General features: G+C 72.4%; 19 protein-coding genes. 8 read left to right on the top strand and 11 right to left on the bottom strand.

Annotated features, from left to right (window positions below; all coding sequences use genetic code 11):
• The first annotated feature begins 215 nt into the window (after positions 1-215).
• The gene (locus NX794_RS19970; protein WP_258779946.1) at positions 216-806 is read left to right on the top strand and encodes a hypothetical protein; all 591 of its coding nucleotides are present in this window, start codon (positions 216-218) and stop codon (positions 804-806) included.
• Positions 807-991: 185 nt separating this feature from the next.
• The gene (locus NX794_RS19965; RefSeq protein ID WP_258779945.1) at positions 992-1729 is read left to right on the top strand and encodes a trypsin-like serine protease; all 738 of its coding nucleotides are present in this window, start codon (positions 992-994) and stop codon (positions 1727-1729) included.
• Between the two features lie 26 nt (positions 1730-1755).
• On the opposite strand, the gene NX794_RS19960 is transcribed toward NX794_RS19965, so the two are convergent.
• Positions 1756-1974, bottom strand: a complete 219-nt coding sequence (locus NX794_RS19960) for an ArsR/SmtB family transcription factor (protein ID WP_258779944.1) — start codon at positions 1972-1974, stop codon at positions 1756-1758.
• A 508-nt stretch (positions 1975-2482) separates the two neighbouring features.
• Here NX794_RS19960 and NX794_RS19955 point away from each other — a divergent pair.
• On the top strand, positions 2483-3046 hold the full coding sequence (locus NX794_RS19955; protein WP_258779972.1) for a substrate-binding domain-containing protein: 564 nt from the start codon (positions 2483-2485) through the stop codon (positions 3044-3046).
• On the opposite strand, the gene NX794_RS19950 is transcribed toward NX794_RS19955, so the two are convergent.
• Positions 2968-3957: a magnesium and cobalt transport protein CorA gene (locus NX794_RS19950; RefSeq protein ID WP_258779943.1), complete on the bottom strand. Its 990-nt coding sequence runs from the start codon at positions 3955-3957 to the stop codon at positions 2968-2970. The two genes, NX794_RS19955 and NX794_RS19950, sit on opposite strands and share 79 nt — an antisense overlap.
• Before the next feature lie 195 nt (positions 3958-4152).
• Between NX794_RS19950 and gvpJ the strand changes: the two genes are divergently transcribed.
• Positions 4153-4521 (top strand): gas vesicle protein GvpJ, encoded by a 369-nt coding sequence (gvpJ, locus tag NX794_RS19945; RefSeq protein WP_258779942.1) that lies wholly within the window; start codon positions 4153-4155, stop codon positions 4519-4521.
• A gap of 100 nt (positions 4522-4621) precedes the next feature.
• Here the strand turns inward: gvpJ and NX794_RS19940 are convergent, their stop codons facing one another.
• A complete protein-coding gene (locus tag NX794_RS19940; RefSeq protein ID WP_107458844.1) occupies positions 4622-4825 on the bottom strand; it encodes a cold-shock protein in 204 nt (67 codons plus the stop codon).
• Positions 4826-5082: 257 nt separating this feature from the next.
• Here NX794_RS19940 and NX794_RS19935 point away from each other — a divergent pair, with 257 nt between their 5' ends.
• The 4 genes from NX794_RS19935 to NX794_RS19920 all read left to right on the top strand — a co-directional run bounded on the left by NX794_RS19935 (position 5083) and on the right by NX794_RS19920 (position 8350).
• A complete protein-coding gene (locus NX794_RS19935) occupies positions 5083-5532 on the top strand; it encodes a GNAT family N-acetyltransferase (RefSeq protein WP_258779941.1) in 450 nt (149 codons plus the stop codon).
• Between the two features lie 138 nt (positions 5533-5670).
• Complete coding sequence (locus NX794_RS19930; RefSeq protein ID WP_258779940.1) at positions 5671-6000, top strand: hypothetical protein; 330 nt, start codon at positions 5671-5673, stop codon at positions 5998-6000.
• Between the two features lie 152 nt (positions 6001-6152).
• Positions 6153-7250: a hypothetical protein gene (locus NX794_RS19925; protein ID WP_258779939.1), complete on the top strand. Its 1098-nt coding sequence runs from the start codon at positions 6153-6155 to the stop codon at positions 7248-7250.
• Between the two features lie 11 nt (positions 7251-7261).
• Positions 7262-8350 (top strand): protein kinase family protein, encoded by a 1089-nt coding sequence (locus tag NX794_RS19920; protein ID WP_258779938.1) that lies wholly within the window; start codon positions 7262-7264, stop codon positions 8348-8350.
• A gap of 43 nt (positions 8351-8393) precedes the next feature.
• Here NX794_RS19920 and menC read toward each other — a convergent pair whose 3' ends face one another.
• The 8 genes from menC to NX794_RS19880 form a co-directional block, all read right to left on the bottom strand.
• Entirely contained in the window at positions 8394-9461 is a 1068-nt protein-coding gene (gene menC / locus NX794_RS19915; RefSeq protein ID WP_258779971.1) for an o-succinylbenzoate synthase, read from the bottom strand.
• Between the two features lie 41 nt (positions 9462-9502).
• Positions 9503-10315, bottom strand: a complete 813-nt coding sequence (locus NX794_RS19910) for a GNAT family N-acetyltransferase (protein WP_258779937.1) — start codon at positions 10313-10315, stop codon at positions 9503-9505.
• Positions 10312-11394: a M20 family metallopeptidase gene (locus tag NX794_RS19905; RefSeq protein WP_258779970.1), complete on the bottom strand. Its 1083-nt coding sequence runs from the start codon at positions 11392-11394 to the stop codon at positions 10312-10314. Before NX794_RS19905 ends, NX794_RS19910 begins: the two co-directional genes overlap by 4 nt.
• 179 nt (positions 11395-11573) lie before the next feature.
• Positions 11574-12596, bottom strand: a complete 1023-nt coding sequence (locus tag NX794_RS19900; protein WP_258779936.1) for a dipeptidase — start codon at positions 12594-12596, stop codon at positions 11574-11576.
• 46 nt (positions 12597-12642) lie between these two features.
• Complete coding sequence (locus NX794_RS19895) at positions 12643-13338, bottom strand: ABC transporter ATP-binding protein (RefSeq protein WP_258779935.1); 696 nt, start codon at positions 13336-13338, stop codon at positions 12643-12645.
• A complete protein-coding gene (locus NX794_RS19890) occupies positions 13335-15149 on the bottom strand; it encodes a dipeptide/oligopeptide/nickel ABC transporter permease/ATP-binding protein (RefSeq protein WP_258779934.1) in 1815 nt (604 codons plus the stop codon). Before NX794_RS19890 ends, NX794_RS19895 begins: the two co-directional genes overlap by 4 nt.
• Complete coding sequence (locus NX794_RS19885) at positions 15149-16153, bottom strand: ABC transporter permease (protein WP_258779933.1); 1005 nt, start codon at positions 16151-16153, stop codon at positions 15149-15151. The genes NX794_RS19890 and NX794_RS19885 overlap by 1 nt, the downstream gene beginning before the upstream one ends.
• Positions 16150-17724, bottom strand: a complete 1575-nt coding sequence (locus NX794_RS19880; RefSeq protein ID WP_258779932.1) for an ABC transporter substrate-binding protein — start codon at positions 17722-17724, stop codon at positions 16150-16152. The genes NX794_RS19885 and NX794_RS19880 overlap by 4 nt, the downstream gene beginning before the upstream one ends.
• Positions 17725-17774: the final 50 nt, after the last annotated feature.

The following is a 17774-nucleotide window of genomic DNA, read 5'->3' as shown; positions in this document are numbered from 1 at the left end:
CCAGCTCAGGGCGTTTTCGGCTTCCCGTGCTTCGCCGTGGCCCGGTCCCCCGCTCGCCGAGGGCCCGGAACGGTCCAAGCTCAAGTCTTCCTCAAAACAGTTGGCTTGGCGTGATCGCCTAACGCTACTTTGACCTGGCTCCGTCACCGACCGGGTCGGAGCGGGTGGTGCGGCCCTCGTACGAGCGGGCCGCCCAAGCGAAACGGGGAAGTCCTATGAGCATGAAACTGCTGTCGGTGGCCACTGCCACGGGTCTGGCCGCGGCCTCCGTCGTGGTGCTCGGGCCTGTGGCATCGGCGGGCGCGGCCCCGCTCGTTTGCGAGCCGGGTTACAAGAGCGCCACCTGGACCGGCCTGAGCAGCGGCTGGGTGATCACTCACGCCAAGCAGATCAATATCCCTCAGGGCGGCACGGGGACTTACACGAAGACGGCGGTCTACCGCAAGACGGTCACCTCGGGCCGTGAGGTCACGGCCGGTGGCAGCTACTCGGCGAGCTGGGTCATCTCCAGCATGGACGCCCATGTCTCCGGGACCCTCTCCAAGGCCGGGGAGAAGACCAAGGAGCGGAGCGAGTCGGTCACCTACAACTTCAACAAGCCCGGCACCTATGTCGTCTTCAGCGGCGTCAAGAAGGCTTCCGGCTACTACAAGGCCAAGACCTGCAACTCGCGTGGTACGGGCTTCGGCAACGTGGGTTACGGCAAGTCCCACAGCTGGAACATCCAGGCGGAGGGTGCCGTCAAGTGCACCGAGAAGCCGAAGAAGGGCACCGTGAAGCTGGCGGCCAAGAAGGGCTACTGCTGACAGCTGCGTGCCGCCGGGCTGGGCGGTGTGTTCCGCCCAGCCCTCTCCATCGGCCCCGCCGGCCCGCCGTTCGCGGTTCATCGGTACGGCGTGTCGGTGAAACGGAGCGGCCCGGAACGGCGTCTGACGGGGCGTACCGGTGCGGGTGCCGTGCCGGTTCCGTTCCGACGCGAGGAGTTGTCCGGATGCTGCATCGTGTTCGTGTTCTCTTGCTGACCGTCTCGCTGCTGATGGCGGGGGGCCTGGCGGCGGCCGCGCCCGCCTCGGCTGTCATCGGCGGGAAGGTCAGCGGGTACGGCCCCTGGGCGGTGCGCATGCTGGTCGACGGCAAGCCGCAGTGCACCGGGACGGCGATCGCCCGCCAGTGGATCATCAGCGCCTCGCACTGCTTCTTCGAGACGGCGCGGCCGATCGCCGACTCGCGGATCACGTTCCGTGTCGGCAGCCTCGACATGCGCCGGGGCACCACGCTGCGTCCGGTGCGCGGCAGCCGGGTCGGCAGCGCGAAGGCCGACATGATGCTGATCAAGGTGCCGCCGATGCGGGTGCGGACGGCCCGCCTGTCCACGGCACATGTCCACACCGGCCAACTCGTGCGCCAGTACGGCTGGGGAGCGACGTGCACCGGCGAGGAGGACCGCTGCCAGTCCCCCGTGCTCAAGCAGTCCGACCTGCGGGTCCTGCGGCCGGACGCCGCCCGCTGCTTCGGGTTCGCGGTGCCCGGGGGCTCGGACTTCTGCATGGCGAAGGTCCACGGCGTTCCCGCCGGCGGCGACTCCGGAGGCCCCGTGACCACCATCGCCGCTCACGGCCGGGAGACCCTCCTCGGTGTCTTCGATGCCTCCGACCGGGAGAAGACCGCCGGCGCCGGCGAGATCGCCCAGCAGATCAAGTGGATCCGCTCGGTCGTCACACGCCACTGAACGGGGCCCGGCGCACGGGCGCCGGGTCAGCCGGCGTCCAGGACGCGCAGGCCGCGAGGCGTGGCGGTGTGGACCGTGTACTTCCCCGTGCGGTGGCTGCTGACCAGGGCGCTCTCGGGCAGGACCGCGATCTCGTACGAGACGCTGGACTGCGCCACACCCACGGCGTGGGCGACGTCCGAGGACGTACGGCCGTCCCAGTGGGCGATCGTGGACAGGATGGCGGCCTGCGTGCGCCCCGGCACCCCCACGTCTGGGCCAGGTCCCGGGGCCGCTTGGCCACCGGATAGACCAGGACCGGCTGGAGCGCCGAGTCGGCCGGGGCCGTCGGACGCCGCCAGCGGAACAAGGATGGGGCGAGGGCCAGTTCCCGGCCGTTCGGGAAGACGTCACGGTCGACCGGATAGTCCACATAGTCCACTTCGAGGACCGGCTCCCATCACGGCGTGCAACCGCGTCCAGTGCGGCCGAAGCGTCGTCTCGAAGTACGTTTCCAGAGCCCCGGCGACTTCATCCGGCAGATACTGCACATGATCTCCCAGGCGGGGTCGGGGCCGCGCAGGAGCCGGATCTTCGTCAGGTCGTCGGCGGTGAAGTGCAAGCGGAGCACGGCTGACGCCCGCGGGGCGTGCGGTCGTCGCGGAGTCCCGGGCGGTGGTGGAAGGGCTGGAGCGGCTGTTGCGGGTGGCCGACGCGCATGCCGGGGCGGTGACCGGGAGGGTGCGGATCGGGTCGCTCGGTGCCGAGGCCGCCATGCCCCATGTCGGCGCCGTGCTCACCCGTCTGCGCGACCGGCATCCCCAGCTGGAGGTCGAGGTGCGTACCCTCGGCTTCGTCCGGCGGTTCGGCGCCCTCGCAGGCGGGGAGGTCGACGCGGCCTTCCCGCGCGGTCCGCTGCCCTCGGGGTTCCAGAGCCGTCAACTGGCCACCGAACCGCGGGTGATGTGCCCCGCGCCTGGTGGGACTATCTCACCGTCATACCCCGGCCCGACGGAAGCCCGGTGCGCTTCGGGCCCGTGGTGCGGGACGCCGAGGCCATGGTCCTGGCGGTCCCGCGAAGCGGGCCAGCACCTTCCTTCCGGCTTCGGCACGCCGCCTCTACCCGCGCCCCGGACTCGTCCACGTGGACGTCCCCGGGCTCGGCGAGTCGGTCTCCTTCCTCGCCTGGCTCCCCGCCAACCGTGCCTTGCCCGCCGCGCACGTGACAGGCCGGAGGCGGGCGGACCCGAAGGAGTCCGTCACAGCCAGCCGTTGCGGCGGAAGGCCCGGTACAGCAGTCCCGCGCCGAGTGCCATCGCGGCGATGGCGCAGGGGTAGCCGTAGCGCCAGTCCAGTTCGGGCATGTGGGCGAAGTTCATGCCGTAGATCCCGGCGATCATGGTGGGGACGGCGAAGATGGCGGCCCAGGCACTGATGCGGCGCATGTCGTCGTTCTGCCAGGTGCCCACCTTCGCCAGATGGGCGTCCAGGACGGAGGCGAGCAGGTCGTCCAGGGCGCGGATCTCGGTGTCGGTACGGGTGAGGTGGTCGGTGACGTCGCGGAAGTACGGCACGACCTGCTTCGGCCAGTCCTCCCGTTCCGTGGCGAAGGGCCGCATCACCGGGACGAGCGGCTGGATGGCGTCGCGGAACTCCACCACCTCACGCTTGAGGGAGTAGATCCGCTCGGTCAGGTCCTCGCGGGCGGGTGAGAACACGCACCGCTCCAGTTCCGTCAGATCCGTCCGGACCTGGCCGGCGGCCTCCGCGTAGGCGTCGATGATCACGTCGGTCACCGCGTGCAGGACACTGACCGGCCCGAGCCGTGCCATCTCCGGCTGCCGCGCCAGCCGACGAGCGGCCTCCACCGTGGGATCGTCCGTCCCGTGCCGTACGGTCAGCGCGAACGACGGGCCCAGGAAGATCATCACCTCGCCGGTCTCCACGTCCGCGGTCCGTTCCACGAACCACAGCGTCTTCACGGCGACCGCCAGCACGTCGCCGTAGCGCTCCTGTTTCGGCCGCTGGTGGGCGTTGACCGCGTCCTCGACGGCCAGCGGGTGCAGGTTCAGGTGCTCGCCCAGCCGCCGCAACTCCTCCTGGCCGGGTTCGTCCACGCGGATCCAGGCGAACTCGTCCTGCTTCAGCACGGTCAGTCGGTCCAGGGTGGCCTGGCATCCGTCGTCCGCCTCCCCGCAGTCGATCCGCTCGCTCTCTCCGGTCTGCTCTTGGTAGATGACGCATTCCATGCCTCTCACATGCTTCCGACGGCCGATTCCATGCGTCGCCGGTCGTCGCCGGACCAGCGCGAGTGGGTGAGCGGCGCCGACTCGTACGCGTGTTTGGTCGCGCGGGGTCGGGTCAGACGTACCAGGCAACCTTCGTCGCGGCCAGGCGCAGCGTCGGCGGGACCTTCCGGATCTGATGACAAGGGGTCGGTCGTGATGACTGTCGCGGCACAGCGTGGTGGCGGAGGCGGTTCCAGTGGCCTCTACGACGTTCTGGAGCTGATTCTCGACCGCGGGCTGGTGATCGACGCGTTCGTCCGGGTGTCTCTCGTCGGTATCGAGATACTCAAGATCGACATCCGGATCGTGGTCGCCAGCGTCGACACCTACCTGCGCTTCGCCGAGGCCTGCAACCGCCTCGACCTGGAGTCGGGGCCGCGGAAGCCGGCCGGGCTGGCGGAGCTTCCCGGTCAGCTCCGGGAGTCCGGCGGGAGCGGCGTGGCCAAGGGTGTTCTCTCCGGTGCCGCGGAGACGATCTCGGACGCCTTCCAGCGGGCGCGGGAGGAGGGCGGCCGGGGGCGGTAGCCGACTCGCGGCGGCGCACACGGCGGCTCGCGGCGGTGCGGAACGAGTGAGGCGGCTGCCCGCCGGCAACCGCCTCACTCGCTGACGAAGTCCTGTCGGGTCAGCCCCGGACGATGTTCTGGGCCTGGGGGCCCTTCTGTCCCTGACCGATGTCGAAGGTGACGTGCTCGCCCTCGGTCAGCTCCCGGTAGCCGTTGCCCTGGATCTCGGAGTAGTGCGCGAAGACGTCCGGACCGCCGCCGTCCTGGGCGATGAAACCGAAGCCCTTCTCGGAGTTGAACCACTTCACGGTGCCGCTGGCCATACTTGTTCTTTTCCTTCATCCATGCCCGGAACAACCGTCGCCGGGCATCGCTACAGCTCCCGCGACAGCGGGCGCCACCACACGTTGTACCCCGGTACGGCGCGGATATCCGGCATCGTCGCGAAACGGCGGGGCGCGTGTGGCGGCGAAGGATGGCTGCGCCTCGTGGGACGGGCCGGAGAGTGGGGGCCGCCGGCCCGGTGAGCAGGGTGGTCCGCGGCTCCGTGGGCGTCCCGGGGGCGGATAGTCTGCGCGGCATGGGCAACGAGGTGATCCGGCTCGCGCGGGCCGTCGACACAGCGCGCGTGCGGACGGTGACCGACGCGGCCTACCACCCTTACATCGAGCGCATCGGGGTGGTGCCGCAGCCCATGGAGGCGGACCACGCGGCGAACGTGGCGGCGGGCAGGGTGTTCGTCCTCGGCGAACCCGTGACGGGGCTCGTCGTCGTCGAGCCGCGCGAGGACCACCTGTTCCTCGACAGCATCGCCGTCCACCCCGACGCGCACGGCACGGGGGCGGGCCGGCGCCTGCTGGTATTCGTGGACTCGCACGCGCGAGCGCTCGGCCTGCCCGAGGTCAGGCTCTACACGAACGCCCTCATGTGGGAGAACCAGCGGATCTACCCCAGGTTCGGCTACGAGGTGGTGGAGCGCCGTGTGGACGGCCCCTACGACCGCCTCCACTACCGCAAGCGGCTGGTCTGACGGACCTGACAGGTCTGACAGGTCTGACGGCAGGGGCCGGCCTGATCGCGGCGTTCCGCGGGGCCTCGGCGCACCGCGTTCCTCAGAAGCCTCTCAAGTCCCTTGAGCCCCAGGTCCGTGGGCACCGACGATGGGATCATGTTCGGACTACGACGCACACCGGAACTCCATGTCCTCGTCCTGCGGGACGCGGACGCCGTCGCCGCGGCCCTGCGCGACGCCCTCGCCGAGGCGACCGACGCACAGCGTCCCGGTCTGGAGCGCGCCGCCGCCTTGGTCGCGGAGGCGGCCACCACCCCCGACGCGGTCCTGCGCGCCCGCTGGGTGCACCAGCGCCTCGCCGCGTCCGGGTACGCGGGCCCCGCGGACTCGGTGGCCGCCGTCAAGGCCCTGCGGGAGGCGGAGCCCGGCCTGAGCCTGCTGGCGGCCGTCCGGTTGTCCAGGGACGCGGCGGCGCACCCGGCGTAGGGACCGCGTTCCCTGGCGGGCGGCGGCACTCTCCCCCATCGGCCGGACCACCCCGGCCTGCGCACCGCCGTCCTCGCTGTCAGTGCGCTGTGCGATCATGCGAATGCGGCCTCGGGGGTGGGCGGCGAGCGACAGCGGATCGCGGGGGGAACATGGGTGCCAGTGCGGAGCCGAGCGGCTCGTCCAGGTCGGACGAGGAGTGGGAGCGGTTCCTGCGCGAGTCGGTGGCGGGGGTCGCCGACGCGCCCAGGGAACCGTCGGCGCGGGCCCGCGAGGTGGCGAACCGGCTGCACGACGCACCCGGCCACCCGGAGGGCCGGCGCAGTCACACCCCCGGTCGGCCCAGGCGGCGCACGCGCTGGTACGTGATCGGGCTGCTGGCCTCGCTGGTGCTGCTGGCCGCGGCGCTCGTCCCGGGGAGGATCACCGGCCTGTTCGGCGACGACGATTCCGGCTCCCGGCCGGCGGCGGCCGAGACCAGCCGCCCGGACGGGGCACCTCCCACGGTCTCCGACCGGCAGCCCACGCTCGACGAGCCGTACCGTGGTTCGCCGGCGGCGCGCTGGGCGAGCGGCGCAGCGGGGATCACCGTGCCGCGAGCCAAGGCGGTCGGATGGATGAGCGCGGCCGAGGTCGAACGAGCCCTCGCCCGCAGCCGGGACTTCCTCGTGGCGGCCAACCTGGACCGCGAGGTCCTGCGGGGCGAGCGCCCTGAAAAGGCGATCGCACTGGTCAACCCGCACCAGAAGGACGTCAAGGCCTTGCTGAGGACGGCGTTCCGGACACCGGGCGTGGACAGCGACCCCCTCCTGCTCTTCAGCCGCTTCCAGCCGTCACGCACGCGTCTGGTCGGCGACGACATACGGACCCGCGGCCGGCTCACCTACCGGGAGGGCGAGCGCGGCGCGCTCCAGGTGACCGCCGACGTCACCTTCGTCTACCCGGTGACCCGCGCCGACGGAGGCGGTGACGACGAGGTCATCCGTACGATTCTCCGGCGTGAGCTGGTGCTGAGCTGGGACGATCCCGGCAAGGTGATCACCGAACCGGGGACGTTCTCCATCGTGTCGTACAAGTACGACGCGACGAACGGCGGGTGCGGCGCTCCCACCGGCTATCTGACTCCGCCTTTCGGCACCGAGCAGTCGACGGACGCCGGCACGGAGGTCGATCCCTACGACCGCAGCACACCGGTCGGACAGGGCGGCCGGACGGCAGGCGCCGGGTGTGCGACGGCCACGCGATCCTGAGGGCACCTCGGATGTCGGACCTGACCGAGTCGGGACATGCCGCGCGAGTCGCCGCCTACGCGGACGTCGGGACGCGGCTGTCCCTGCTGAGCGACCGCCGGCTCAAGGAGGCGGTGGCCGCAGCGCCCACCCTCGGTTCCGGCATCGGCGGCAGGTCCGCGGAGCTGGAGGTCGCGGGGGTACGCGTCTTCGTCAAGCGGGTGCCGCTGGCAGACCTGGAACTGCGGCCGGAGCATGTGCGGTCGACCGCCAACCTCTTCGGCCTTCCGCTCTGCTACCAGTACGGAATCGGGTCGGCGGGCTTCGGGGCCTGGCGTGAGCTGGCCGTGCACCTCATGACCACCGGGTGGGTGCTGAAAGACGCCTACGCGGGTTTCCCGCTGCTCCACCACTGGCGGGTGCTGCCCGACAGCCCGCCGGCCGGCTTCGTCGACGGGTTCGGTGGCGTGGAAGGGGCCGTCGCGCACTGGGACGGGTCACCGGCCGTGCGGCGGCGGCTGGAGGCCATCGGACGGTCCGCGTGGAGCCTGGTCCTTTTCCTGGAGCACGTGCCCCAGACGCTGGCCGAGTGGCTCTGCGCCCGACGCGACGCGCCCTCGCCGGAGCCGGGAGGCGCGTCGGCCTATCGGTGGGTGGAGGACCAACTGCTCCGGGGGACGCGCTTCATGAGCGGGCGTGGGCTGGTCCACTTCGACACGCACTTCGCCAACCTGCTCACCGACGGCCGGCAGGTCTACTTCGCGGACTTCGGGCTCGCGCTGAGCCGCGACTTCGCCCTCTCGGCACAGGAGGAGGCGTTCCTCACCGACCACCTCCTGTACGACCGCTCCTACGCGCCCACCCACCTGCTCCGCCATCACCTGCCCGACGAGATACGCGGCGGCGTCGACCCCGGGACCTTCCTGCGTGACTGGGTCGGCGGGCGTCGCTCCGACCGGGTCCCACCCGACATCGGCGCGGTCATCGACCGGCACGCCCCGCACGCCGTCGTCCTGGACGACTTCCACCACCGCCTGCTCACCCACGACAAGCACACCCGGTTTCCGGTGACCGAGATCGAGCGGGCCCTGAGAACGGGGCTCGACCGGGAGGGCCGGTGACAGGTGTCCTGCCGCTGTTCGCCGGCTTCCGGCGAGGCTCCGGCTAGAGTGCCGTCCACTCCGTCGAGGTCGTGACCTCCTTGAGGACGTCGGGCAGCGGGTCGACGCCCAGTCCCGGGCCGGTGGGGACGGTCAGGTGGCCGTCGGTGAGGACGAAGGGCTCGGTGATGTCGGTGGCGAAGTAGCGGTGGGAGCCGGAGGTGTCGCCGGGGAGGGTGAAGCCGGGGAGTGCGGCGAGGGCGACGTTGGCGGCGCGGCCGATGCCGGTCTCCAGCATGCCTCCGCACCAGACCGGGACCCCGTGGGCGCGGGCGAGGTCGTGGATGCGGCGGGCCTCCAGATAGCCGCCCACCCGGGCCGGTTTGATGTTGATGACGGAGCAGGCGCCGAGGGAGATGGCCGCCGCGGCGTGGGCGGCGGACTCGATCGACTCGTCCAGGCAGATGGGTGTGCGCAGCAGCTTGGCGAGCTGGGCGTGCTGCACCATGTCGTCGTTGGCCAGGGGCTGTTCGATCAGCAGGAGGCCGAACGCGTCGAGCCGGGCGAGGTGCTGGGCGTCGACCAGGGTGTAGGCGGCGTTGGCGTCCACCTGGAGGAGGAGGTCGTCGCCGAAGCGTTCCCGGACCGCGCGGACGGGCTCGACGTCCCAGCCGGGTTCGATCTTCAGCTTGATCCGGAGGTAGCCCTCGGCGACGTACTGCTCTACGGCGTCGAGGAGTTGGGGGATCGAGTCCATGATGCCCACCGAGACGCCGCAGGGCACGCGGTCGTGGGCGGCGCCGAGGTGGGAGGCGAAGGAGTCGCCGGACGCGCGGAGTTGGGCGTCCAGGACCGCCGACTCCAGCGCGGACTTGGCCATCTGGTGGCCGGTGAAGGGGGCCAGGGCCCGTCCGACGGCGGCGGCGGCGACGCCGCTCTTCGGCAGTGCGGGGATGAGGAACCGGCGCAGGACGTCCTGGGCGCCGTCGACGTACTCGGAGCAGTACCGGGGCTCGGACATCGCCGCGCACTCGGCCCAGCCCTCGCCCTCCGGGGTGACCACCCGTACCAGGAGGACGTCGCGGCTGGTCTCGGTGCCGAACGAGGTGCGGAACGGTGCGACGAGCGGCATCGCGATCCGGCGCAGTTCGACGCCGGTGATCTTCGTCTTGGTCACTGGTGGCTCCTGGTGGAGAGAGGGGGCAGGCCCCCGGCGGGGGTGCGGTGGACGACGTAACGGCGCCGGTCGTGGAATCCGGTCACGCGTGCTCCTTCGGCGAGCAGGTCACCGAGGACGTGGCGGACGGCGAGCCGCCAGCTCCGGGCCGCCGCCGGGTCGGTGCGGCGCAGGGCCTCGATGTCGTCGGGCAGGTCGATGAGGATGAACTCCTCATCGAGAGTTCCGAGTTCGGGGCGGCCGTCGCGGTTGCGGATGCCCTGGACGGCTCCGGCGGGAAGGGTGGCGGCGGCGCTGTCGCGTGCGTGGGTGTCGAGAGGGGTCGTGAGGTCCCAGGCCGTCAGGACGCGGTCGGACTCGTCGCCGCCGTTGATGGCGTCGTCCATGGCGCCGTAGAAGGACGGCAGGTACTCCTCGGGGCGCGCGCCGAGCTTCGTGAGGTTGAAGTGGGCGTTGCGGCGGATCAGCGGGTCGTAGGTCCAGGTGATGCGTTTCAGACCGCGGTCCAGGGCCCACTGCCGCTGGTGCAGTTTGAGGGCCAGGCCGATGCCGCGGCCCATGGCGGTGCCGGTGATGTGGGAGTGCAGGGTGATGCCGGTGGGTTCGCCGAAGAAGCCGACGGAGGCTCCGACGAGGTGGCCGTCCTCGTGGGCTCCGGCGATGTAGTTGCCGGCGTGGGACAGCGCCCGCATGATCTCGGCGGAGACCGGCGCGGTGTCCGGCTCGGTGCCCCAGATGCGGGCGAAGAGCAGGCAGACGCTCTCGAACTCCGCCATGGTGTGGAGTTCACGGATGGCGGGGCGGTTCACCGCACCGCTCCGACCAGTTCGGCCAGCAGCCGGGCCCGGACCGGCAACGCGGCGGTGACGACGTGCTCGTGGTCGGCGTGGGCGCCGTCGCCCACGGCGCCGAGGCCGTCGAGGGTGGGACAGCCGGCTCCCGCCGTGTAGTTGCCGTCGGACGCTCCGCCGACGGCCGCCTGCTCCAGGGGGTCCATGCCCAGCCGTACGGCCAGTTCGGCGGCCAGCGTGAACAGACGCTGGGAGGAACCGGTGTCCAGGGGCGGCCGGTTGGGGCCGCCGGTGATCTCCAGGCGGGCGCCGGGGGTGCGCGGCTCCAGGGCGCGCAGGAGTGCGTCGGTCTCCGCCTGTGCCGCCGGTGTGGGCACGCGGACGTCGACGCTCAGGTCGGCGCGGGCCGGGACGGTGTTGGTGGCGGTGCCCGCCGACATCACGGTGGGCGTGACGGTCGTACCGGGGCCGGTGCGGGCCGTGACGGTGTCCGCGACGTGCTGGAGGGCAAGCAGTTGGTGGGCCAGTTCCGTGGCCGCGTTGACGCCCTTCTCGGGTTCGAGGCCGGAGTGGGCGGCGCGTCCGTGGACGGTGATGTCGTAGGCGGAGACGCCCTTGCGACTGGTCTTCAGTGCCCCGCCGGCCGCCGAGGCCTCCAGGACGAAGGTGGCCGCGCACTGCCGTGCCGTGTCCTCGATCAGCGCCCGGGAGGTGGCCGAGCCGACCTCCTCGTCCCCGGTGACCAGGACCGTGACGCCGTCGAGCGAGGGCAGCAGGGTGAGGGCGTGGAAGAGCTGGACCAGTCCGGCCTTCATGTCGAAGACCCCGGGGCCGCGGGCGATGCCGTCCTCGACGCGCCAGGGGTGGGTTTTCAGTGAGCCGATGGGCCAGACGGTGTCGTGGTGCCCGAGGAGCAGGACGCGCGGGGTGCCGAAGGTCCAGTGCAGGTGGGTCACGCCGTCGATGACGAGCGTCTCGGGCCGGGCGTCGAGCAGTCGGCCGCCCTGTTCGGCGACGACCCGGGCGCTGCGGGCGACGGCGGCGTGGTCGGCGGAGTACGACTCGCAGGTCACCAGTTCTTCGAGGTCGGTGAGCATGGCGTCGAGGGGCGATGGTGCGGGGTGGGTGGTGTGGTGGGCCTGCACGGGTGGAGTCCTCCAGGGTGGGATGGCTGCCACGTTAGGCAGTGGGGGGCGAGTGGAGTTGGTGCGCGCGGTACCGGGCTCGGGGGCGGCTTGGTGCCGGGGTACCAGACGGAGGCCCGGAGCTGGGCGGGTCAGCCCATGGAACGGCTCAGCAGTCGCCTGAGGTTGCCGCCGAGGATCTTGAGGATGTCGGTCTCGGGCAGCCCTCGGTCGAGGAGCGCGTCGGTGACCAGGGGCAGGCCGGCCGGTCCCGCCAGGCCGGGGAAGGTGAAGAGCGGGTCCTCGTCGTCCAGGGTCTCGCAGCAGGGCGGCGTGAGGTCGGCCATGATCTCCTGGACGAAGTCCGAGCCGAGTCCGACGTGGTCGATTCCGGCGACCGAGACGATGTGCTCGATGTGGTCGACGATCAGCTCGACGCCCACCTTCTCCTGGGTGTCGGTGAGGAAGTCCGGCACGAAGTTCACGCAGACCACCCCGCCGGTGCCGGCCACGCCGCGGATCTGCTCGTCGGTGAGGTTGCGGTGGTGGTCGCGCAGGGCGCGGGCGCAGGAGTGCGTGGCGAGCAGGGGGCGGGTGGCGAGTTCCAGGACGTGGGCGACGCCGGCGGCGCCGAGGTGGGAGATGTCGAAGAGCATGCGCAGGCGTTCCATCTCCCGGAGGGCCGCGACGCCGGGCGCGGTGAGGCGGCTGCCGGTGGCGTCCTCGCGGCTGCCGTCGGCGAGCGGGGTGCGGCCCCAGTGGGCGACGGACGCGATGCGCACGCCGAGCCGGGCCATGGTGGCGAGGAGTTCCACGGAGGCGTCGATGCCGGGTGCGCTCTCCAGGGCGAGGACGAGGGCGATCCTGCCGTCGGCGAGGGCCGCGTCGATGTCGTCGCCGTCGCGGCACAGGGCGACCTGGTCGGCGTTGGCCTCGGCGAGGACGTGGGCGCACTCGATCATGCGCAGGGTCTGGCGGAGCGCTCCCTCGGGGCGGTACTGGTCGTCGATGAACACCGGCAGCACCTGGAGGTCGATGCCGCCCTCGCGCAACTGGGGCAGCCAGCGTTCCCGGAAGAAGCTCCCCCAGCGCCGGGGCGGGCGGGCGGCGACGGCCATGAGCAGGTCGTTGTGCGCGTCGGCGACGACGGCGCGGTGATGCAGCGGCTGGGGCACGGCGGGGCCTTTCGGGTGCGGGGGCGTGTGGTGTCGGACGGCACGGTCAGGCGCGGGCCGGCGAGGGCACGGCGGCCAGCAGCGCGCGGGTGTACGGGTCCCGGGGCGCGGCGATCACGTCCTCGACGGGCCCGGTCTCGACGAGCCGGCCGTGGCGCATGACGGCGATGGTGTCGCAGACGTAGCGGACCACGGCGAGGTTGTGGGAGATGAACAGCATCGTGAGGCCCAGTTCGGCCCGCAGGTCGCGGATGAGGTTGAGGACGGCGCCCTGCACCGAGACGTCGAGGGCGGAGGTGACCTCGTCGGCGATGAGCAGGTCCGGTCCGGCGGCCAGGGCGCGGGCGATGGCCACGCGCTGGCGCTGTCCGCCGGAGAGTTCCCGGGGGTGGCGGCGGGCGTACGAGGCGGGGAGGCAGACGAGTTCGAGGAGGCGGGCGACCTCGGCCGCCCGCCGGTCGCGCGGCACCCGGCAGCCTTCGGCGATGGCGTCGCCGACGCGCATCCGGGGGTCGAGCGAGGAGTAGGGGTCCTGGAAGACCATCTGGACGCGCCCGCGTTCGACGCCCTCGATGGTTCCGCTGTAGGGGGTGAGCCCGGCGACGGCGCGGGCCAGGGTGGACTTGCCCGAGCCGGACTCCCCCACCAGGCCGGTGACCGTGCCCGGCGGGATGTCCAGGCCGACGCCGTCCACGGCGGTGAACCGGCCGAAGCGCACGGTGAGTTCACTGATCAGCATCATGCCTCCCAGCAGGCGACCGTGTGTCCGGTGCCGCGAGTGGTGAGTGCGGGGCGGGTCGAGCAGCGCGCGCCGGCCGAGGCGCACCGGTCGGCGAACGGGCAGCCGTCGTGGACGTCGGCGGGCGAGGGCTGCCGGCCGGGGATGGTGGCCAGCGGCCGGGAGCGGTCGGTGTCCATGCCGGGCAGCGAGCCGATCAGGGCCCGGGTGTAGGGGTGGCGGGCGCGGTGCAGGGCGTCGGCGGGCAGTTCCTCGACGACGCGGCCGGCGTACATCACGGAGACGCGGTCGCACAGTTCGCCGACCACGGCGATGTCGTGGGAGATGAACAGGGCGCCGGCCCGGGTGTCGTCGACGGCCTCGCGCAGCACCCGGAGCACTTCTCGCTGGACGGTGACGTCGAGCGCGGTGGTCGGTTCGTCGGCGATGATCAGGCGGGGGGTGCCCATCAGGCCCATGGCGATGACGGCCCGCTGGCGCATGCCGCCGGACAGCTCGTGCGGGTACTGCCGTGCGACCTGCTCGGGCCGGCGGATGTGGACCCGGGACAGGCGCCGTACCGCGCGGCTGCGGGCCTCGGCGCGGGTCGCGCCGTCGTGCTGGGTCGCCACCTCGGCGAGCTGGCCGCCGACCCGGAGGGCCGGGTTGAGGGAGGCGGTGGGGTCCTGGAACACCATGGCCAGCGAGGAGCCGAGCAGTGCCCGGCGTTCCGGGGGCTTCAGGGCGTCCAGGTCGGTGCCGCAGAGGGTGCTGCGGGCGCTCGCGACGAGCCCCGGGTGGGGCACGATCCGGCCGATCGCGGCGGCCGTCATGCTCTTGCCGCTGCCGGACTCGCCGACCAGTCCGACGATCTCGCCCGCCCGCACGGTCAGGGACACCTGGCGCACCGGGGTGACCCCGCCGGGGAACGCCACGGTGAGATCACGGACTTCGAGTACGGCGTCCGGGTCGGGAGCCTCCCGGGCGGGCGGCACGGTGGGCGCGCGGGTGGGCCCGAGGGGCTCGGCGGAGCCGGCGGCGGCCTTGGCGAAGGTGTCGCCGAGCAGCATGAACCCGAGTCCGGCCAGCGCCACGGCGAGTGCGGGGGCGACGACCACGGCCGGGGTGACGTAGACGTGCCCGAAGGCCTCGTTCAGCAGCCGGCCCCAGTCGTAGGACGGTGCCTGGACTCCCATGCCGAGGAACGACATCGCGGACAGGCCCAGCAGGGCGGCGCCCATGGACTGGGCGGTGTTGAGGATGAGGGGTTCGGCGATGTTGGGCAGGATGTGCCGGGTGAGGATGCGCCGCCTCGGCACCCCCAGCATGCGGGCGGCGGCGATGTAGTCGGCGCCGGCGACCGAGGCCGTGAGGGTGTGGGTGAGGCGGGCGAAGGCGGGGGCGAGCGCCACGCCGATGCCGAGGACGGCGCCCCGGGCGCCGAGGCCGGTGACGACGGCGGTGAACATCGCGAGCAGCAGGGCGGGGAACGCCACCAGGATGTCGACGGTGGCGACGACGAGCCGGCCGGCCCGCCGGGGCAGCACGGCGGGCAGCGCGCCGAGCAGGACGCCCCCGACCGTGCCGATCAGCGTGGCCAGGAAGGCCAGGCCGAGGGTGAGCCGGGTGGCGACGACGGTGCGGGCGAGCAGGTCGCGGCCGAGGGCGTCGGTGCCGAGCGGGTCCGTCGCGCTCGCGCCCTGGTTGATGCGGTCCGGGTGGATGGCGGCGGCCTGGTCCCCGAACAGCGGCGGGCCGACGAGTGCGAGCAGGACCAGGACCGCGATCAGTACGGCGGCGGCGAGGCCGAGGGGGTTTCTCAGCAGGCGGCGCATCAGCCCTCCTGGCGGGCGGGGGCGGACAGGGCGGACTGGGGGTCGAGGACGCCGAGGGCGATGTCCACGAGGAAGTTGACGACGAGGACGAGGGCGCCGTAGACGAGGATCATGGCCTGCGCGACGGGATAGTCCTTCTGGGTGATGGCCTCGACGGTCCGCTGCCCGAGTCCCGGCCAGGCGAAGACGTTCTCCACGAGCACGCTGCCGGTGATGAGCCCGCCGAGCAGCAGACCGCCCATGGTGAGGGTGGCGGTGAGGGTGTTAGGTAGCAGGTGGACGGCGTACAGCCGCCGGGCGGGCAGGCGCTTGGCGTGGGCCAGGCGCATGTAGTCGGTGTCCAGTTCGCGCAGGGTCTCCACGCGGGCGAGGCGGGCGATCAGCGCCGCGGGGGCCAGGGTGAGCGCGGCGACGGGCAGGACGTAGGAGGCGGGGCCGGTCAGGCCGGCCGGCGGCAGCAGGCCGAGGCCCAGCGCGAAGACGAGGAGCAGCGCGAGGCCGTACAGGTACTCGGGGATGGCGACGGCCGCGCCGGTGAGGGTGGTGAAGGCGGCCTCCGTACGACGGCCCCGGCCGCCGTGGGTGCGCACCGCAGCCCACATGCCCAGCGGGATCGCCACGGCGAGGGCGGTGAGGGTGGCGAGCACCGCGAGGGAGAGGGTGTTCGGCAGCCCCTGCGCGATGATGTCGCTCACCGGCTGGGACGAGAAGAACGAGGTGCCGAGGTCGCCGTGGGCCAACTGCGCCAGATAGTGGCCGAATTGGGCGGGCAGGGAGTCGTCCAGGCCGAGTTCGGCGCGCCGTTGGTCGACCAGGGCCTTCGGGGCGGTCGGGCCGAGCATCTGGCGCAGCGGGTCTCCGGGGATCAGGTGGATCATCGCGAACGACGCGGTGACGAGCGCGGCCAACGAGAGGGCCAGGCGCAGCAGTTGCCGGAGGAGGAAGCGGAGGCTCAGCCGTCGGGGGACGGTGGTCTCGGGCGCGGTGTCCGCGGGCGGGGTCACTCGGTTCCTCCCGTCATCCGGATCGACGTCGGATCGAACAGTCCGGCGGTGATGCGGAAGGTGGCGTCGTGCGCGGCGGTGACGAGGGTCTTGTCGACCACCGGCACGAGATCGCCGCTGTCGATCAGCGCGGATTCCGCACGGGCCCACAGCGTGCAGCCCTTGGAGCCGGGGAGCTTGCTCGCGGCGGCCGTCAGCCGCTCGTAGGCGCGGTTGGCCAGGTGGGCGAAGTTGCCGCCGTCCGGGGTGAAGGGCCCGGAGAGCGTGCCGAGCAGTTGGGTGGGCAGGGTGACGCCGAGGGGTGCCCAGTCCACGTCCCAGTCCTGGGTGACGGCTTCGGTCTCGCCGTAGGCCGCGTCGGACAGGGCCCGCAGCCGCACGTCGGCGCCGGCCTCGTGCCACGCCTGGGCGAGGTACTCGGCGGCGGCTGCCACGGTCTCGCCGCCGGAGGTGGGGTAGATCATCCGGAGGGTGAGCTTCCGGCCGTCCTTGCGGCGGATGCCGTCGGCGGCCCGGTGCCAGCCGGCCGCGTCCAGTGCCGCTCCGGCCGCGCCGGCGTCGAACGCGGGCAGGTGGCCGGTGACGGTGTCCTGCGGGCAGGGGCGCGGTCGCATCACCAGGCCCGTGGGGGTCCGGCCGGTTCCGCCGGTCGCGATGGCGCCGAGGTCCTTGAGGTCGACGGCGCGCAGCAGGGCCTCGCGTACGGCGGGGTCCTGTCCGGGGTGTCCGGCGCCGTGGTGGAAGAAGAACTCGTGGGTGCCGTTCGCGGCGACGGTGGTGGCGATGCCCGGGACGTGGGTGACCCGGGCCCGGTCGGGGCCCGCGAACTGGGCGCCGTTGAGTTCGTGGGACAGCAGCAGGTTGGCCGCGGTCGCCTCGCTGCCGACGACCTTCAGCACCACCTCGCCGGGCAGGTCGGCGTCGCCGCGCGTCCCCTCGGGGCCCCCGGTGTGGTCCTCGCGGCGGGCGAAGGTGTAGCTCTGGTTCGGGGTGGCGGAGGTGAGCCGGAAGGGTCCGGATCCGGAGGTGGCGTGCCGGAGCAGGGAGCGGTCCTTGAGCCCGGCGCCGCACACGATGAACAGGTAGCGGGTGCTCTGGAGAATGAACGCGAACGGCTCGGGGGTGGAGAGCGTGACGGTGCCGGCCGTGTCGTCGGCCCTCGCCTTGAGGCCCTGCGGTACGACGACGCCGTAGGCGGGCGACTTGGTGGCCGGATCGGTGAGGTGGGCGACGTTGGCCGCGATCGTGCTCGGCGTGACCGGGGTGCCGTCGGAGCAGGTGACGCCCCGGCGCAGGGTGAAGGTGACAGAGGATGGACCGACGGCCCACTTCTCGGCGAGACCGGGGGTGACCTCGCCGTCGGCGGCGATGCCGACCAGCGTGTCGTAGGCCAGCGACAGCGCCGTGTAGGTCGTGGTGTTCTGCACCTGGGCGGGGTCCAGCAGCCCGGGGTCGCTCCTGATCGCGAAGCTGAAGGCGTCGCCGCCCACCGATCCGGCCTGGCCGGTGCCGCAGCCGGCCGCCAGCAGCGACACCGCGAGACAGACGCCGGCTGCTTTGGCTCTCTTCATAGGGGCTCCTTGGGGCGGATGGGTGGCCTCACCTCGATGGATGGCCTCAC

Origin of the sequence: Streptomyces pyxinicus, assembly GCF_024753135.1 — a bacterium.
Taxonomy (GTDB): Bacteria; Actinomycetota; Actinomycetes; order Streptomycetales; family Streptomycetaceae; genus Streptomyces; species Streptomyces pyxinicus.
This window is presented reverse-complemented; position numbering and strand designations above follow the sequence as displayed.

Bases quoted from the DNA above. Each gene is read 5' to 3' on its own strand.
- NX794_RS19935 (WP_258779941.1), top strand. From the start codon at position 5,083: ATGGGCAACGAGGTGATCCGGCTCGCGCGGGCCGTCGACACAGCGCGC.
- NX794_RS19940 (WP_107458844.1), bottom strand. From the start codon at position 4,825: ATGGCCAGCGGCACCGTGAAGTGGTTCAACTCCGAGAAGGGCTTCGGT.
- NX794_RS19905 (WP_258779970.1), bottom strand. From the start codon at position 11,394: ATGCTCACCGACCTCGAAGAACTGGTGACCTGCGAGTCGTACTCCGCC.
- NX794_RS19965 (WP_258779945.1), top strand. From the start codon at position 992: ATGCTGCATCGTGTTCGTGTTCTCTTGCTGACCGTCTCGCTGCTGATG.
- NX794_RS19955 (WP_258779972.1), top strand. From the start codon at position 2,483: ATGCCCCATGTCGGCGCCGTGCTCACCCGTCTGCGCGACCGGCATCCC.
- menC (WP_258779971.1), bottom strand. From the start codon at position 9,461: ATGCCGCTCGTCGCACCGTTCCGCACCTCGTTCGGCACCGAGACCAGC.
- gvpJ (WP_258779942.1), top strand. From the start codon at position 4,153: ATGACTGTCGCGGCACAGCGTGGTGGCGGAGGCGGTTCCAGTGGCCTC.
- NX794_RS19950 (WP_258779943.1), bottom strand. From the start codon at position 3,957: ATGGAATGCGTCATCTACCAAGAGCAGACCGGAGAGAGCGAGCGGATC.
- NX794_RS19930 (WP_258779940.1), top strand. From the start codon at position 5,671: ATGTTCGGACTACGACGCACACCGGAACTCCATGTCCTCGTCCTGCGG.
- NX794_RS19890 (WP_258779934.1), bottom strand. From the start codon at position 15,149: ATGCGCCGCCTGCTGAGAAACCCCCTCGGCCTCGCCGCCGCCGTACTG.
- NX794_RS19920 (WP_258779938.1), top strand. From the start codon at position 7,262: ATGTCGGACCTGACCGAGTCGGGACATGCCGCGCGAGTCGCCGCCTAC.
- NX794_RS19970 (WP_258779946.1), top strand. From the start codon at position 216: ATGAGCATGAAACTGCTGTCGGTGGCCACTGCCACGGGTCTGGCCGCG.
- NX794_RS19925 (WP_258779939.1), top strand. From the start codon at position 6,153: ATGGGTGCCAGTGCGGAGCCGAGCGGCTCGTCCAGGTCGGACGAGGAG.
- NX794_RS19895 (WP_258779935.1), bottom strand. From the start codon at position 13,338: ATGATGCTGATCAGTGAACTCACCGTGCGCTTCGGCCGGTTCACCGCC.
- NX794_RS19880 (WP_258779932.1), bottom strand. From the start codon at position 17,724: ATGAAGAGAGCCAAAGCAGCCGGCGTCTGTCTCGCGGTGTCGCTGCTG.